Source organism: Shewanella bicestrii (assembly GCF_002216875.1).
Lineage (GTDB): Bacteria > Pseudomonadota > Gammaproteobacteria > Enterobacterales > Shewanellaceae > Shewanella > Shewanella seohaensis.
This window is the reverse complement of record NZ_CP022358.1, coordinates 2,389,655-2,405,033: the sequence shown is the minus strand read 5'-3', so window position 1 is coordinate 2,405,033 and position 15,379 is coordinate 2,389,655. Positions and strand designations below refer to the sequence as shown.

Sequence of the window (15,379 nt, the reverse complement as noted above, 5' to 3'; positions counted from 1 at the left end):
TAACTAAAAGGTGTCTAGGAAATCAGTGGCGATTCAGTCCAAGCTGTTGTTACTGTTAGCCCTGTTAATTGTGATTTTGATCATCAACGCCATCGCCTTGCTAGTATACCTTGTCAAAGGCGACACCTATGAAGTGCCAGTTAGCAAAAACATTGCTAGCCAAGATACTAAGCTTAAACAGCAAAAAAAGTTAAAGGATTAATATGACTAGCTTAGGAATAGTATTAAACAAAGGTAAAAAGCCGAATTCCATTAAATGGATATGCTGTGTATTCAGCAGTATTTTTTATAATTATTTAACTTTTCTATCAAAAAAAATTGAGTTCAGCAAAGCTTCATGCTTGAATACAAGTCTCTGAAACAAGGATGTTTTTATGTCACTAGTTCTCTCTAATACCTTAGTCGTTGGTATTTCAGCCACTGCCTTATTCGATATGGCGGAATCTGACCAAATTTTCAGAAAAACCTTTGAATCAGATCCTGATACTGCCATTGAAAAATACCGCGAGTTTATGTTGGCACACGAAGATGAGCCGATAAAACCTGGTACCGGTTACCCTCTGATCAAAGCTTTACTTGGCCTTAATCAATATCAGCAGGGCAATAGCCCTCTTGTTGAAGTTGTGGTGATGTCACAAAACAGCCCTGATACCGGTCTTCGGGTGCTTAATACTATTCGCCACGACAAGCTCAACATTACCCGTTCAGCCTTTACCGCGGGCGAAACCGTTGCCGATTATCTCGATGCCTTTGATGTGGATCTGTTTCTCACCACCAATGTTAAAGATGCGCAGCAGGTGATTGATTCCAAGAACTGCGCCGCGGCAATATTAAAAGCGCCGCCAACGGATGCACCGGAAATACCCGAGGGTCAAGTCCGCATCGCCTTCGATGGTGATGCCGTATTGTTTTCCGATGAAAGTGAATTAGTTTACAAAACCCAAGGTATGGAAGCCTTTCATGCTCAAGAAGACGCAAAACAAAATATCCCAATGGCAGAGGGGCCTTACGCCAGTTTATTGCATAAGTTGTCTCGCTTGCAGGATAGATTACCCATTCGCGTTGAATACTCACCGATCCGCATTGCATTAGTCACTGCTCGTAATAGCCCTTCGGAGATGCGAGTAATTAAAACCTTAAGGCAGTGGGGCGTGTATGTTGATGAGGCTTTTTTCTTAGGAGGAGTAGAGAAGACTAAAGTGTTAAAAGCCTTTCGGCCTCACATCTTCTTCGATGATCAGGACGTCCACCTTGATGCTGCTAATTTAGTTCCTTCCGGAAAAGTCCCTTATCTAAGTGATTCAGCATTGTCTGAAAAAGTTAGCAAGTGATCTCATATCAAAACACAGGGAGTAATTAATAATGGTTATGCCACTTGGAAATATGGCTTGGCAGTGTGAGAACTGCGGTTGGAAATTGAAAGCGCTGTGCAGTTAGCACAAAATGCTGTTTTAAGGGCTCTAGCAATGGTCTAAATGCAATTGTTTAAATACCTAAGCTAGATTGTGAAGATTCGAACAACTTAACAAGGAACATGTATGACGGCTAAGGATTCGATGGCCTCAGCAGATTTAGATGTATTGCTGAAACAGGCATCAGATATATTGGCGAGAAAGCAGGGCAAGGATAAACCTGTTATCGCCGTTTGGGGAATGATGAATGCAGGTAAAAGCTATTTGCTGAACATGCTTACTCACCACTATAACGCAGAGTATTTTCCAACTAATGATGTCCGAGAGACCGCCGAACTAAGGCAGTTTGAGGGAGAGTCTTATATTTTCCTCGATACGCCAGGTTTGGATGCTCATGACGCTGATGATCAAGTTGCGATGGATGGCGCCGCAAAAGCAGACGTGGTGTTATTTGTGCACCAGCCTAAAGGAGAACTCGAGAAAATTGAACTCGATTTTCTTAAGCAGTTGAAAGAATCATTTGGCGTTTATGCTGAAAAAAATATCGTCCTAGTCATCAGTAAAGCTGATGCAGAAAGCTTAGAGAAGATTGAACAGATTGAGCAAAGAGTGCTTGAGCAATGTCATCTTTATTTGGGTTTTGCACCTGAAAGTTTTCTCATTTCTGGAACTCGTTTTCACAAGGGGATTCAACAGCATAAGGATGGCTTAGTAAAAGCCAGTCATTTACAAGAATTGAAGCAGCATATTGAAACTTTGGGGATTGATGTACGGGCTGTTCGTGAAGAAAGAATACGCCATGCACAGAATACATTGTTATTGGAAATCTCGGCTGCTGAAGAAGCGCTCAATGATGAAAAACTGCAATTAGAAGATGATATGTATTGGAATTTTGCCCGCTTTAACGACGCCATGCTCTCGTTAGACCTCAGCATGACATTGAAAAGAACTGAATACCTTAATGAAAGATTACAGGGAGAGTAAAATATGGCGTTACCTTGGTTGATTGGTGCGGCAGTAGTTGCACTTGGAGCTGCTGCGGTCTCTGCTTTCAGTGATGATAGTGACTCAGGGAGTGGCGGAAACGATGACGAAGAGCGTCGTCGTAGAGAACGGGCAGAGCAGGAACGCAAGGCGCGTGCCCACAAAGAAAAACTGGAGAGCATGAAAGAGGCGTTTGTGCATGAAGGCATGCAAAAAGCTGATGATCTTCAACAAAGTTTGGATGGTCAAATAAAAGTGCTCATGCTCGGTGATAAACCATTTAAAGCAACTATTGATGACGATCCAGAGTATCAAAATCTGGTTAGTCCAACATACGTTGAGGTTTATGACCTTCAGTTTTTACCTCAAGAAACACAGGACTACTTAGTTAAATTGGAGTCTTTGTATGATGTGGAGCTTGAGCCGGAAGAGGAATTAATGAAGGTTCCAGTCAGACTAAAAGAAATAGACCACAAGCTTGCTCAATTAAAAGCGTTGCGCGAAAAGCTTTAAGCACTTTTAAATGGATTAAAAGGATAGATAAAGCATGTCAGACCTTATTTTACGTGAACAGCTGTTGACGTCATTTCGGACGTTGAAAAGTGATTTTATGGCATCATTAGACGATGCCCAAAAGCTGGATCGCGAGTTTCAAAAGGCTCAAAAAACTTTTGCGGTGCGTATGGAATCGCATATCAGACAAGCAAAGGATCGTTTACCAGAGGAAAATCCGCTCAGTAGTCAAATTGATGGTATTTTGTCTGCGATCAGTGATACAGACAAAGCGTGGCAGGCTAATTTGGCTTCATATGATAAAGGGTTGAGTTTTCGTCAGGACTTCCAAGATTCTCTGTTGGTATTTGTATTTGGTAAGGTCAAATCAGGCAAGAGCTCGTTGGGTAATTATATAGCCTGGGGCCATACAGATCCTTCGAAAAAGTTAAAAGCTAATGTCCCAATATCATTGCAGCCTGAGTATTTTACTGCTGCCAATACCAACGTTGTAAACGGTGATGCTGATGATGAAGCGAAGCATCGTAAAGAGTTTCGTGTGGGAGCGACGGAAGCGACCAGCTCTATTCAAGGTTTTCGTCTACCGGGTTTAACTTGGGTGGATTCACCAGGGTTGCATTCCGTGACTGATAGTAACGGTAAATTGGCGCAAGAGTATGTGGCTCACGCAGATTTAATTCTCTATATAATGAGTTCAGCCGCACCAGGTCGTGCCAGTGATTTAAAAGAAATCAGAGAGCTCAAAAACAAGGGAAAGGAAACGCTTATTCTGATTACCGGAAGTGATGTCAATGAAGAGGATTGGGACGATGAACTGGGAGAGAGTGTTTCCAGAGTTCAAATGAAGTCGAAAGAAACGCGGCAGCTGCAGCGAGAGTATATCGCCAAAGAATTAGACGGCATTGACAGTAACGATATTCTTTCTAACTCCGCCCGTTACGCTCAAGAGCACTTTACCGATCCTAAGGAGATGCAAAACAGCGGCATGGTTGAACTATTTAGCCGATTGCACAGCATTTCTCAAAACCAAGGCGTGCAGATAAAGCGCGCCGTTCCAATGACGAATTTCAGTAATTTCTTAGACAAGTGCCGAAAGGAATTACTGCCCTATACAAAATTGACAAATGACCTAGATGCAGAGATTGCGCATTTGGAGAGCTCTGTACCAAAGGTTATGGCGAGATATACTCGAGAGGCGCAGAAAGAGATGTATGCAATCATCGATGATACATTTAACACGTTAGAGAATTATCGTGATGATGATGAGCAGATGAATCAAGAGTTGAGGTACGCTCGTCGAAGTTGGGATGACAAGCTTCAGCAAGTTATTGGCATTGCTTTAGAAAGTGGATTAGCGGATATCACCAAAGAGTTGAAACATGCTGTGGATAATACTTGGTATTCAGCGTCACTGGAATTGCCTAATTTCTCGATAGAAAAAGTCACAGAGCAAATCCCGGATGGTCAAGTCAATGGCACAAAAAAGCGTAATAGCGGCTGGGGGGGATTGGGCGGCTTAGTTGCTGGCGGAGTCGCGGGCTTTATGCTAGGTGGTCCTGCTGGTGCAGCTTTGGGTGCTTCATTGGCAGGTGGGGCTGGTAGTATGGCTGGTAGCGCATTTGGTAGTGATGCCAAATTAAAGACGAAAACGATAGAGTTAAATGTCGGCGATAATCTAGAGTCACTGAAAAAAGAGATACGCGATAATTATGCGAGAGTTGTAAAGACTGTGATCGAGGATGAATCTAAAAAAGTGCTTACAAATGCATTGGCTGAAATGAGGACAATGACACGACAGCTTGCCACCGAACTACGCGAAGTGAATGAGCGGGTCGAAGCGCTGAAGGCCCTATCGCTTCAAAAAATCACAAAAAATGGAGTTTAAGATGAAGACAAGTGCTGAACTTTATAGAGCCTATGCTGAAACGAAAAAGTTAATTGTTGAATATCCTGATATGCAGGCAGCATTTAGGGATGTTGAAACATTATTTGAAGATAAAAAGGCCTCACCTGAACTAAGTGTAATGGTATACGGCATTTACAATGCCGGTAAAAGCACCCTGATAAATGCATTGGTTGGTTCAGAGGTCGCTCCTACAGGGGATGTGCCTTTAACGGCAGATGTTAAGGCTTATCAATGGAATAACTTTAGTATCCTAGACACCCCTGGTGTTGATGCGCCATTAGCACATGAACAGGTAACACAAGCACAAATGATGCTTGCCGACGCAGTAATATTTGTTGTCAATCCATCTGGAGCCGCGGAAGAAGAGAAAACCCTTGGTCAGCTTATTGACTTAATTTATAAGAGGAAAAAGGTATTTTTGGTATTCAATGAAAAAAGCCCACTTTCTCAAGAGGATTTTATTCGTCTTAAAAATGATACTCGTACACGTCTTCAGTCTCTTGCTGTAGCTCAAGGTCTTAGTGAAATTTTGACCGATATTCCGATATTGCGTATTAATGCAGCTAGTGCCTTAAAAGGGAAGTTAGCGAAGCAGCAAGGCTTGGTAGAGCATAGTGGTATCATTGAGCTTGAGAGCTCACTTAACAGTTTTTTTTCTTCTATCAGTCCAGAAGATGTCAACAGTCGTTTGGCTCACTCTCTGCAAGTATTTTTGAGCCAATTTATTCAACAATTAACAAATGCTGACAGTAATGAACTACTCAGTCACTATAAAGAATTGTGTCGTAAGTTGATCGCCTATCAAGGTCAGTGCCGGGATAATATTTATCGCGAAATTGCTTGCAATCGAAAGCATATTACAGTTAAAAGTAAAGCTGCCATGCATCAACACCCCGAAGGCTGTCTTGCAGTGCTTGAGCAAGTCTTTGAAGATTCTGGTAAAGCGGTTGTCGCCGTTATGGAGGACGAGTTGCAGTACTTGATGAATCAATTCAACGATGATGTGGAAACAATGTCGGCGGTCTTAAATGCCCAGCATGAGGGACCGAGTATTAATGACGTTCCACATTTATCTGCTTCAAAATCTAAAGATCCTAATATTCAAGGAAGGATAAATAAAGAGGTTTTGGGAAATGCTGCGAGCTCTGTCGTAAAAATGGCGAAGCCAGAGCATATTGTTAGTGGATTAAAGCTGGTTAAAGATTGGGCACCTTCATTAATGAAAGGAATCGGGCCAAAAACCATGGAGAAATGGGCTGGTCAAGTTATCGGCAAGTGGATCCCCTACGTAGGGACGGGGATTACTGTTATTTCTTCTATTTACGATTTATTTTCAGAAGACCCTTCTGATAAAGAAATGCGTGAACATGCAGCAAAAGTTCAGCTAGAACGTGAGCGATTTGAGCAGCAGGTTGAAGATACAGCTAAAGATCTTGGGGAACAGTTTGAGCGCGCTATGAATCAAATTTTGCGTCAGGAACTGGAGCCTGTCCTTCAACAAATGCTGGCAAAAGTAGAGTCAGCGCAAACTAGTGCTAACGAGCAAGAAAAAGCAACGAGTGTTGCTTTAATGAGAGCTCAGACTTTGCTAACAACCATATAGCAATGATGAGTCTGACCGTACCTAAGCCGTTCCCATGTAATGCTTGTGGACTTTGCTGCCACAGAGTGAATGAGAGCGTGGAAACGGCTTTTCTTGATCGTAGCGATGGTGTTTGTCGTCATTTCGATGAGCAAACACACCTTTGTACTATTTATGACGAGCGTCCATTGGTATGCCGCGTAGAAGATTATTATCAAGCGAATCTATCTTCATCAGTTTCCTGGACCGTTTTTGTCGATCTTAATGTTGAAATTTGCAATGAATTGCAATGCTTAGCAAAACTGAACAGTGAGTAAACTTTAACATGCCATTTCCACCTAAACCTTACAAACTTATTTGCCCGCAATGTAAATGGAGTTCAGTTCGAACGCCAAAAAGCGATGTATTATTACCCAATGATGTACGAAAAGAGTGCCCTAAATGTGGGAGTGAAGAGTTAAAAAGAGTGCAACCTTCAATGTTTGAGAAGCTAAGCGCAGAACTGTTGAATAAATTTTAAATCCGAATTCAACTTCGAAAGACGATACTCGCCAAATTAAGGTGCTATTGTTTAAATACAACATCTGGATGCTTAGTTATCCTGTTCTGTACAAACAAGATGATGCCATCGCTTACCATAAAGTGGTTACGTTTTTTTGATGAGCTTGCAAAAGCAACTGATCACGTACTAGAAAAAATTTTACAGGGAGATTTTAATGGATTTATGTTCCAAGGAGTAGCAGTGTAAAAGAGTTATCAATCTTTTATGACGATATGAATCAAAGTGCTTAATCGAGCTGTTAACAATCCTTAATGAATATAATAAGGACTCTTGTGCCTTTTTTAAGCTTTTGAATGTCATTTTGCACTTTGAAAAATTCGGCAGAGAACTTTAATTCTTAAAAAACGAATGGGTTTCAAATAATATTTCAATGGATAGTTGGCACAGATTTTTGGAGTTTGTCACTGAATAATGTAAAATATTTTAAATTGTAAAATATTGAATACTTGATATTTCATAAAGTTACAGGAATAAATGGTACACCCGAGTGGACTCGAACCACCGCCCCCTACCATGTCAAGGTAGTGCTCTAACCAACTGAGCTACGGGTGCACTGTTTACTTTTTAATAAGGAATCACTTTTTATACTCTGTGAAGAGAGTGGTACACCCGAGTGGACTCGAACCACCGACCCCTACCATGTCAAGGTAGTGCTCTAACCAACTGAGCTACGGGTGCATTGTTTTAATAGTTACGGCAACACTACTTTGCGTTGTGCTTCGGAACGAGCGCTATATTAGGGGGATAGCGAAAGGCTGGCAAGCAAAAAAATGAATTTTATTGCCAAATGGTGAATTGCTGTGCAACTTGTCCAGTGTTTCAGCAAAGTTGTTGATAAAACGGCAAGTTAGACTGAGATGCAGGCCAAAATCACTCTGCGCGAAATAAAACGGCGAGCATTTAGCTCGCCGTTTTATCTTTCCATCTACTTAGTGATGCACGCTGCCGCCTTCAATCAAACTTAAATGCACGCCATGCTTTTGAATATAACGGAGGCGGATGAAAAACAGCAGCGCCGCCGAGGTGAGGCCTGCAATTAATCCGGTCCAAAAACCATGGGCGCCCATGGCTGGTACGATAAAGTCGGTATACGCCAAGGTGTAACCTAAGGTCATGCCGATGCCCCAATAGGAGAACAGCGTAATGTAAAATGCACTGCGGGTATCTTTATATCCACGCAAGGCGCCGGCGGCGACCACCTGGACTGAGTCAGATAATTGATACAGCGCGGCCATCAGCATCAAGCTGCCCGCAAGTACCACCACTTCGGGATCGCTGTTATACAACTCGGCGATTTGGAAACGGAATAACACAGTTAAGATTGCCGTCGACAAGGCCAATGAAAGTGCCAACCACAATCCGACCTTTGCCACCACCGCAGAAATATCCGCACGATCGCGGCCGAGGTAGTAACCAATGCGAATCGAGACAGCAATACCAATCGAGAGTGGCAACATAAATACTATGGCGGAGAAGTTCAAGGCAATCTGATGGCTGGCCACCACAGTCGCGCCCAATGGCGCCAGCAGCAGGGCGATAATCGCAAACAGACTTACCTCAAAGAAGAGTGCCATCGCAATCGGCATCCCAAGCTTCGTCATCTTCTTCATCGTGGCAAAATCGGGGCGATGGAACTGGCTAAAGGGCGCTAATGCGGCAAACTTTTTATGGAACTGCATATAAATCGTCATGGCTATCAACATGGCCCAAAACACCAGTGCGGTCGCGACACCACAACCGGCACCGCCCATGGCTGGCACACCGAAATGACCATAAATAAAGATATAGTTCGCCGGAATATTCACCGCTAACCCCACGAATCCGATGATCATGGTCGGTAATGTGTAAGAAATCCCTTCACTGCAACCGCGTAATACCTGATAGAGCACAAATGCGGGCGCGCCCCATAAAATACCGTCGATATATCCTATGGTTAAGTTGTACAATTGGGGCTCTAAATTCATATGGCTGAGCACAAGTGGCGCGGATGCGAGAAACGCCATCACCCCAAGGCCACCAATTAAGGCCAGATAAGCGCCTTGAAACGCCAGCGGTTGAATGGCTTTCTGATTATTTGCGCCATTGTGATGGGCAAATAACGGCGTAAAGGCCATCAGCAGCCCTTGGACAAATAAGATGGCGGGTAACCAAAGACTGGTTCCTACGGCCACGGCGGCCATATCGACAGCACTGACGCGGCCCGCCATGACAGTATCGATAAACCCCATCATGGTTTGTGTTACTTGGGCGATCAACACTGGGAGTGCGAGTTGAATTAAGCGTTTGGCCTGAAAGCCTGAATGATTCATAAATACAGCCTTTAACGAATAAGCGAGCAAAAAATGTTTACTGGTATAGTTCAAGCCACCTGCGAGGTGGTTGCAATACATAAGAAAGATGGCCTAAATACCCTTGAGGTAGCGTTTAAACCTGATTTGCATGAGGGACTTGCGATTGGTGCAAGTGTGGCAAATAACGGGGTATGTCTGACGGTGACTCAGGTCGTTGATGATAGGGTATTTTTCGATGTAGTGGAAGAGACCTTAAGGTTGACAAACCTTGCCAATTTGACCGTTGGCCAGCGGGTGAACATCGAGCGTTCTTTGACGTTTGGCAGCGAAATCGGCGGCCATATCCTCTCGGGACACATTCATACTAAAGCGAAAGTGAGTCACATTAGCCATACCGAGCAGCATTATGATCTGACCTTAAGTGTCGAGCCTAAATGGATGAACTATATCCTTTATAAAGGTTTTGTCGGGGTAAACGGTTGTAGCTTAACGGTAGGCGAGGTGACCGAAAGCAGTTTTATGCTGCACTTGATCCCAGAAACCCTCAAATTGACCAATTTAGGCCAGTGTCAGGTTGGAGATGAGTTGAATATCGAAATTGACAGCCAAACCCAAGCCATAGTCGACACCGTCGAGCGCGTGCTGGCCAAACGTTTTAGCGGCCAATCTTAATTAACATGCCTAGTAAATTTGCTCGTCGTCCGAGTCAATATATAACTCTATGGTTCGGCGGGCATCATCCACATGTAAACGCAGGTGGATGGGATTACAACAAATTCGGCAGTCATCGTAATAATCCTGATCGCCGCTGCTGGCATCAATACTTATATGTTGATGGTGTCCGCAGTGGGGACAGACAATCACTTTATTCATGATCCTCATGGCGCAACTCCTCTCTAACGAATGCTAGGGATGACACTTGTCGCTAAGCCTTGATACTGGCTTTAGTTGAGTATACAAGAATGTGCTATTGCAACTTAGATAAAGTCGGTATCAAAATCTCATTAACTAGATTTTTCTGTTCCGCTTAGCGCTTGGTACTTTTTTCACAGATATTTATCTAGCGTAAGAACCGTCAAGCATGCGCACCAGTTAAGTTAACTCAATCCTTTACTGTCATCAGTTCGACAGGCGCCGTCGGTAATATGCCTTCCTCTATATTGTCACTAATGGCCTGTGATAGCAGTTCTATCTGCAGCAAAAGCTCGGCGTGGATATCGTCCTGCAAACCAATGGTGTCAAATTGCACCGCTTGGCGTTGAACCGCTCGGGATTCAGGTTGAGTGGGTGGCGTGGGGCTAACTGGGATTGGGTTCTGGGCGACATGGCTAAGTGCAACCGTCAATAGGATACTCGTGAACATACCAACTCCTTTGGCTTCATTATTTACAGCGATGCGACTGCGCGGTATGCGTGGAGGTGAACCTCCAACCCACCCGCAATCATTTAACGCGCATAGCGTAGGGGCGTTAAATGACTGCCACATGAACGATTGACTGCAATATGATGAATTCACGGCAAACTTTGCGGATTGATGTTAATAAAGGAGTTGATTTGGGGGCTAAGCCTCGCAATTGGGCCATTTAACTTGCGTGCCTTAAAGACTATCCCGTAGAATAACTGTCCTGCTACGCAAGGCGGCTAAGACTCCTGTACTGTCTTAACCTCGCGAGCATTCTCTTTTTACTTAATCACCATGTGGCCCTACGTGTGGGTCACCACTGGACAAGGATATTTCATGCCTGTAATTACACTTCCTGATGGTAGCAAACGCGAGTTTGCACATCCCGTATCGACTCTCGATGTTGCCGCTGATATCGGCCCTGGTCTTGCTAAAGCCTGTATCGCTGGTCGCGTGAATGGCGAACTTAAAGACGCTTGCGATCTTATCGAAACCGATGCTGAACTTTCTATTATTACCGCTAAAGACGAAGAAGGTATTGAAATCCTTCGCCATTCTTGCGCGCATTTATTAGGCCATGCAATCAAGCAATTATGGCCACAAACCAAGATGGCGATCGGTCCTGTGATCGATAACGGCTTCTACTACGACATCGATCTTGAGCACAAGCTGACTCAAGAAGATATCGAAGCCCTCGAAAAACGTATGCTTGAACTGGCTAAGACCAATTACGACGTAGTCAAACGCGTTGTGAGCTGGCAAGAAGCCCGTGATACCTTCGCCGCCCGCGGTGAAGAATACAAGATCGCGATTCTGGATGAGAACATCAGCAAAGATGCGACTCCAGCGCTCTATCATCACGAAGAATACACTGACATGTGCCGTGGTCCACACGTGCCAAACATGCGTTTCTGCCATCATTTCAAGTTGATGAGCATTGCCGGCGCTTACTGGCGCGGTAACTCTGAAAACAAGATGCTGCAACGTATTTACGGTACAGCATGGGCGGATAAAAAAGCCCTGAGCACCCATTTAGCCCGTCTTGAAGAAGCGGCTAAACGTGACCACCGTAAGATTGGTAAGCAGCTTGACCTCTACCATATGCAAGAAGAAGCTCCTGGCATGGTGTTCTGGCATAACGACGGTTGGAGCATCTTCCTCGAATTAGAACGTTTCATTCGCCGTAAGTTAAATCAATACACTTACCAAGAAGTGAAAGGTCCATTGATGATGGACCGCGTACTGTGGGAACGCTCTGGTCACTGGGATAAATACTCAGAAGCCATGTTCACAACCAGCAGTGAAAACCGTGAATACGCGGTTAAGCCAATGAACTGCCCTGGCCACGTACAGATCTTCAACCAAGGCTTGAAATCTTACCGTGATCTGCCATTACGTATGGCGGAATTTGGTTGCTGTCACCGCAATGAGCCATCAGGTTCGCTGCACGGACTGATGCGCGTACGTGGTTTTACTCAAGACGATGCCCATATCTTCTGTACTGAAGATCAAGTTCAAGCAGAAGTGAGCTCTTGTATCCAAATGGTATACGACACTTACTCGACATTCGGCTTCGAAAACATCGTTGTAAAACTCTCAACTCGCCCAGAAAAACGTATCGGTGACGATGCCATGTGGGACAGAGCCGAAGAAGCACTTAAGCAAGCTTTACGTGCTAACAACATCGAGTTCACCATTTTACCGGGTGAAGGCGCCTTCTACGGTCCTAAGATTGAGTTCACGCTGCACGACTGTTTAGACCGTGCATGGCAATGCGGTACTGTGCAATTAGACTACGCATTACCAAGCCGTTTAGGTGCAACTTATGTCGCCGAAGATAACAGCCGTCAAACGCCTGTGATGATCCATCGTGCGATTTTAGGCTCGTTGGAGCGTTTCTTAGGTATTTTGATCGAAGAATACGCAGGCCGTTTCCCAACTTGGTTGGCTCCAATGCAAGTTGTCGTGATGAATATCACCGACAAACAGGCTGATTATGTTGAAGAAGTGGTCAAATTCTTCAAAGAACAAGGTATTCGCGCCTCATTTGACTTGAGGAATGAGAAAATAGGCTTTAAAATACGCGAGCACACCTTAAGGCGTGTTCCTTATTTATTGGTCGTTGGCGATCAGGAAATGGAAAATAAGGAAGTTGCGGTGCGTACACGTGATGGCGTTGACTTAGGTAAGATGCGAATTGAAGATTTCGCCGCTAAGATCCATCAACAAATTTCGCTCCGTAGTCTCAAATTGTTGGAGGAATAGGTCATAAAGATCAAGAAAACAGCAGGGCGTCAGCTGGCCCCTAATAGAATCAATGAAGAAATCACAGGTGTACCAGAAGTACGCTTAACTGGCATTGATGGTGAAGCTATTGGTGTGGTAAGCATCAGAGATGCTCAGAATTTGGCAGATGAAGCGGGTGTAGACCTAGTCGAAATTAGTCCAAACGCTGAACCTCCAGTATGTCGCATTATGGACTACGGTAAGTTCCTATTTGATAAAGCGAAAGCTCAAAAGGAACAAAAGAAGAAGCAAAAACAGGTTCAGGTTAAGGAAATCAAATTCCGTCCTGGAACTGACGAAAACGACTATCAGGTAAAACTACGCAACCTGATACGTTTTCTGGAAGACGGGGACAAAGCGAAAATTACGCTGCGTTTCCGAGGCCGCGAAATGGCTCACCAAAACCTGGGTATGGATCTGCTGAACCGTATCAAAACAGATTTGGATGAGTATGCAATTGTTGAATCCTTCCCGAAAATGGAAGGCCGACAAGCCATTATGGTGCTAGCGCCTAAAAAGAAATAAGTAGGGCAACCTATAAAAGTAGCGAAGGCTATATGCCTTCGCTCGCCTTGCTTTTTATTTAACATCCCAATGCGGAGTTTTAGTAATGCCTAAAATGAAAACCGACAGAGGTGTAGCGAAGCGTTTTAAGAAAACCGCTAATGGTTTCAAGCGCAAGCAAGCCCATTTACGTCACATTCTGACCAAAAAGAGCACTAAGCGTAAGCGTCACTTACGTAACAAGTGTTTAGTTGCTAAAGTTGACGTTCCAGCAATCGCGCGTCAATTACCATACGCTTAATTTAGGAGATTAGAAAATGCCAAGAGTTAAGCGTGGTGTAACCGCACGTGCTCGTCACAAGAAAGTTTTAAAATTAGCAAAAGGTTATTATGGCGCTCGTAGCCGTACTTACCGCGTTGCTGTTCAAGCAGTAACTAAAGCTGGTCAATATGCTTACCGTGACCGTCGTCAGAAAAAACGTCAATTCCGTCAACTGTGGATTGCACGTATTAATGCTGCAGCTCGTCAAAATGGTCTGTCTTACAGCCGTTTCATCAACGGTCTGAAAAAGGCGTCTATCGAAATCGATCGTAAGATTTTGGCTGACATCGCTGTATTCGACAAAGTTGTATTCGCAACTTTAGTTGAAAAAGCAAAAGAAGCGTTAAACTAAGCAATTAGTTTGTCGCACTTAAGAGGGGACCATTTGGTCCCTTTTTTTGTTGCTGCTGTGACCCGTCATAAATAGCGTTGAGGCTTGCTTCAAGCGAGTCACAAGATACAGATAAAAAAATAGCAGGCTGATGCCTGCTATTTCATTTGAGTGGGCGAGCACACGTAAAAATCACACTCGATTGTTCTTCGCGTAATTACTTTTTAGCGTCTAAGTAACGCTCAGCATCTAATGCTGCCATACAACCTGTACCCGCAGAGGTAATCGCTTGACGGTAATGTTGGTCCATAACGTCACCTGCGGCAAACACACCTTCGATGCTGGTTTGGGTCGCGTTACCTTGAAGGCCGCTTTGTACCTTCAGATAACCGTTGTTCATCTCTAATTGGCCTTCGAAGATCCCAGTATTAGGGCTGTGTCCAATGGCTACAAACACGCCGGCAACGGCCAGATCTGTGATAGCGCCATCTTTGGTGCTTTTCATTTTCAAGCCTGTTACACCCATAGCATCACCAACTACTTCTTCCATGGTTTGATCAAGGTGCAGGATAATGTTGCCGTTAGCCACTTTATCCATTAAACGGTCGATAAGGATTTTCTCTGAGCGGAAGGTGTCACGACGGTGAATTAAGTGCACTTCGGCGGCGATGTTACTCAAATAAAGTGCTTCTTCAACGGCAGTGTTACCACCACCAATGACGGCAACTTTCTGATTGCGATAGAAGAAACCATCACAGGTCGCACAGGCCGATACGCCGCGTCCTTTAAACGCTTCTTCAGACTCAAGTCCTAAGTAACGAGCAGAAGCACCTGTCGCAATGATCAGCGCATCACAAGTGTATTCGCCATTGTCGCCTTTTAAACGGAAAGGGCGCTCAGTCAGCGTCACTTCATTGATATGGTCGAAAAGGATTTCAGTATCAAACTTTTCCGCATGTTTTTGCATACGTTCCATTAATGCTGGACCCGTTAAGTCTTCTGCATCACCTGGCCAGTTTTCAACTTCAGTCGTGGTCGTTAACTGACCACCTTGCTGCATACCTGTGATCATCACAGGCTTTAAGTTTGCGCGCGCAGCATAAACTGCTGCCGTGTATCCTGCGGGACCTGAACCTAAAATCAATAGGTTACTGTGTCTGACTTGGCTCATTTTTCTCTCCGTGCCTTTAGCAAATTGCATGGATTGTAGGGAATTTACCTGTAGGGGTAAAGCGCTGTTTGGTGATTCTTTTAGATTATGCTAATCGAATCCTAAGGCAAATT

16 protein-coding genes and 2 tRNA genes are annotated in these 15,379 nt (G+C 44.2%); 12 read left to right on the top strand and 6 right to left on the bottom strand.

Features of this window, described 5'->3' with window-relative positions; genetic code table 11:
* Positions 1-25 precede the first annotated feature (25 nt).
* From CF168_RS22315 to CF168_RS22725, 7 genes are all read left to right on the top strand, one after another.
* The gene (locus CF168_RS22315; RefSeq protein WP_157705948.1) at positions 26-202 is read left to right on the top strand and encodes a hypothetical protein; all 177 of its coding nucleotides are present in this window, start codon (positions 26-28) and stop codon (positions 200-202) included.
* Between the two features lie 172 nt (positions 203-374).
* Positions 375-1,331 (top strand): 5'-nucleotidase, encoded by a 957-nt coding sequence (locus tag CF168_RS10570; protein ID WP_089067804.1) that lies wholly within the window; start codon positions 375-377, stop codon positions 1,329-1,331.
* A 207-nt stretch (positions 1,332-1,538) separates the two neighbouring features.
* On the top strand, positions 1,539-2,396 hold the full coding sequence (locus tag CF168_RS10565; RefSeq protein ID WP_089067803.1) for a GTPase: 858 nt from the start codon (positions 1,539-1,541) through the stop codon (positions 2,394-2,396).
* Positions 2,397-2,399: 3 nt separating this feature from the next.
* The gene (locus CF168_RS10560) at positions 2,400-2,909 is read left to right on the top strand and encodes a hypothetical protein (protein WP_089067802.1); all 510 of its coding nucleotides are present in this window, start codon (positions 2,400-2,402) and stop codon (positions 2,907-2,909) included.
* A 34-nt stretch (positions 2,910-2,943) separates the two neighbouring features.
* On the top strand, positions 2,944-4,794 hold the full coding sequence (locus CF168_RS10555) for a dynamin family protein (RefSeq protein ID WP_089067801.1): 1,851 nt from the start codon (positions 2,944-2,946) through the stop codon (positions 4,792-4,794).
* 1 nt (position 4,795) lies between these two features.
* Complete coding sequence (locus CF168_RS10550) at positions 4,796-6,418, top strand: GTPase (RefSeq protein WP_157705945.1); 1,623 nt, start codon at positions 4,796-4,798, stop codon at positions 6,416-6,418.
* 2 nt (positions 6,419-6,420) lie between these two features.
* On the top strand, positions 6,421-6,714 hold the full coding sequence (locus CF168_RS22725) for a YkgJ family cysteine cluster protein (RefSeq protein WP_206191662.1): 294 nt from the start codon (positions 6,421-6,423) through the stop codon (positions 6,712-6,714).
* 720 nt (positions 6,715-7,434) lie between these two features.
* On the opposite strand, the gene CF168_RS10540 is transcribed toward CF168_RS22725, so the two are convergent.
* The 3 genes from CF168_RS10540 to CF168_RS10530 all read right to left on the bottom strand — a co-directional run bounded on the left by CF168_RS10540 (position 7,435) and on the right by CF168_RS10530 (position 9,268).
* Positions 7,435-7,511: transfer RNA gene (locus CF168_RS10540), tRNA-Val, on the bottom strand.
* A 49-nt stretch (positions 7,512-7,560) separates the two neighbouring features.
* Positions 7,561-7,637 (bottom strand) — tRNA-Val (locus CF168_RS10535).
* A gap of 251 nt (positions 7,638-7,888) precedes the next feature.
* Complete coding sequence (locus CF168_RS10530) at positions 7,889-9,268, bottom strand: MATE family efflux transporter (RefSeq protein WP_089067799.1); 1,380 nt, start codon at positions 9,266-9,268, stop codon at positions 7,889-7,891.
* A gap of 33 nt (positions 9,269-9,301) precedes the next feature.
* On the opposite strand from CF168_RS10530, the gene CF168_RS10525 reads away from it, so the two are divergent.
* Positions 9,302-9,922: a riboflavin synthase gene (locus CF168_RS10525; protein WP_011622721.1), complete on the top strand. Its 621-nt coding sequence runs from the start codon at positions 9,302-9,304 to the stop codon at positions 9,920-9,922.
* A 9-nt stretch (positions 9,923-9,931) separates the two neighbouring features.
* Here CF168_RS10525 and CF168_RS10520 read toward each other — a convergent pair whose 3' ends face one another.
* Together CF168_RS10520 and CF168_RS10515 are read right to left on the bottom strand one after the other, a co-directional pair.
* The gene (locus CF168_RS10520) at positions 9,932-10,132 is read right to left on the bottom strand and encodes a CPXCG motif-containing cysteine-rich protein (RefSeq protein WP_086904633.1); all 201 of its coding nucleotides are present in this window, start codon (positions 10,130-10,132) and stop codon (positions 9,932-9,934) included.
* A 220-nt stretch (positions 10,133-10,352) separates the two neighbouring features.
* Positions 10,353-10,613: a hypothetical protein gene (locus tag CF168_RS10515; RefSeq protein ID WP_232015290.1), complete on the bottom strand. Its 261-nt coding sequence runs from the start codon at positions 10,611-10,613 to the stop codon at positions 10,353-10,355.
* Between the two features lie 375 nt (positions 10,614-10,988).
* On the opposite strand from CF168_RS10515, the gene thrS reads away from it, so the two are divergent.
* The 4 genes from thrS to rplT all read left to right on the top strand — a co-directional run bounded on the left by thrS (position 10,989) and on the right by rplT (position 14,116).
* Positions 10,989-12,917: a threonine--tRNA ligase gene (gene thrS, locus CF168_RS10510; protein ID WP_011622724.1), complete on the top strand. Its 1,929-nt coding sequence runs from the start codon at positions 10,989-10,991 to the stop codon at positions 12,915-12,917.
* Positions 12,918-12,920: 3 nt separating this feature from the next.
* Positions 12,921-13,463: a translation initiation factor IF-3 gene (gene infC, locus CF168_RS10505; RefSeq protein WP_084294816.1), complete on the top strand. Its 543-nt coding sequence runs from the start codon at positions 12,921-12,923 to the stop codon at positions 13,461-13,463.
* Between the two features lie 85 nt (positions 13,464-13,548).
* A complete protein-coding gene (gene rpmI / locus CF168_RS10500) occupies positions 13,549-13,743 on the top strand; it encodes a 50S ribosomal protein L35 (RefSeq protein ID WP_011072303.1) in 195 nt (64 codons plus the stop codon).
* Positions 13,744-13,759: 16 nt separating this feature from the next.
* Positions 13,760-14,116 carry a 50S ribosomal protein L20 gene (gene rplT, locus CF168_RS10495; RefSeq protein ID WP_006081652.1) on the top strand — a complete coding sequence of 119 codons (357 nt, stop codon included), beginning with the start codon at positions 13,760-13,762 and terminating at the stop codon, positions 14,114-14,116.
* 196 nt (positions 14,117-14,312) lie between these two features.
* Here rplT and trxB read toward each other — a convergent pair whose 3' ends face one another.
* On the bottom strand, positions 14,313-15,266 hold the full coding sequence (gene trxB, locus CF168_RS10490; RefSeq protein ID WP_011717030.1) for a thioredoxin-disulfide reductase: 954 nt from the start codon (positions 15,264-15,266) through the stop codon (positions 14,313-14,315).
* Positions 15,267-15,379: the final 113 nt, after the last annotated feature.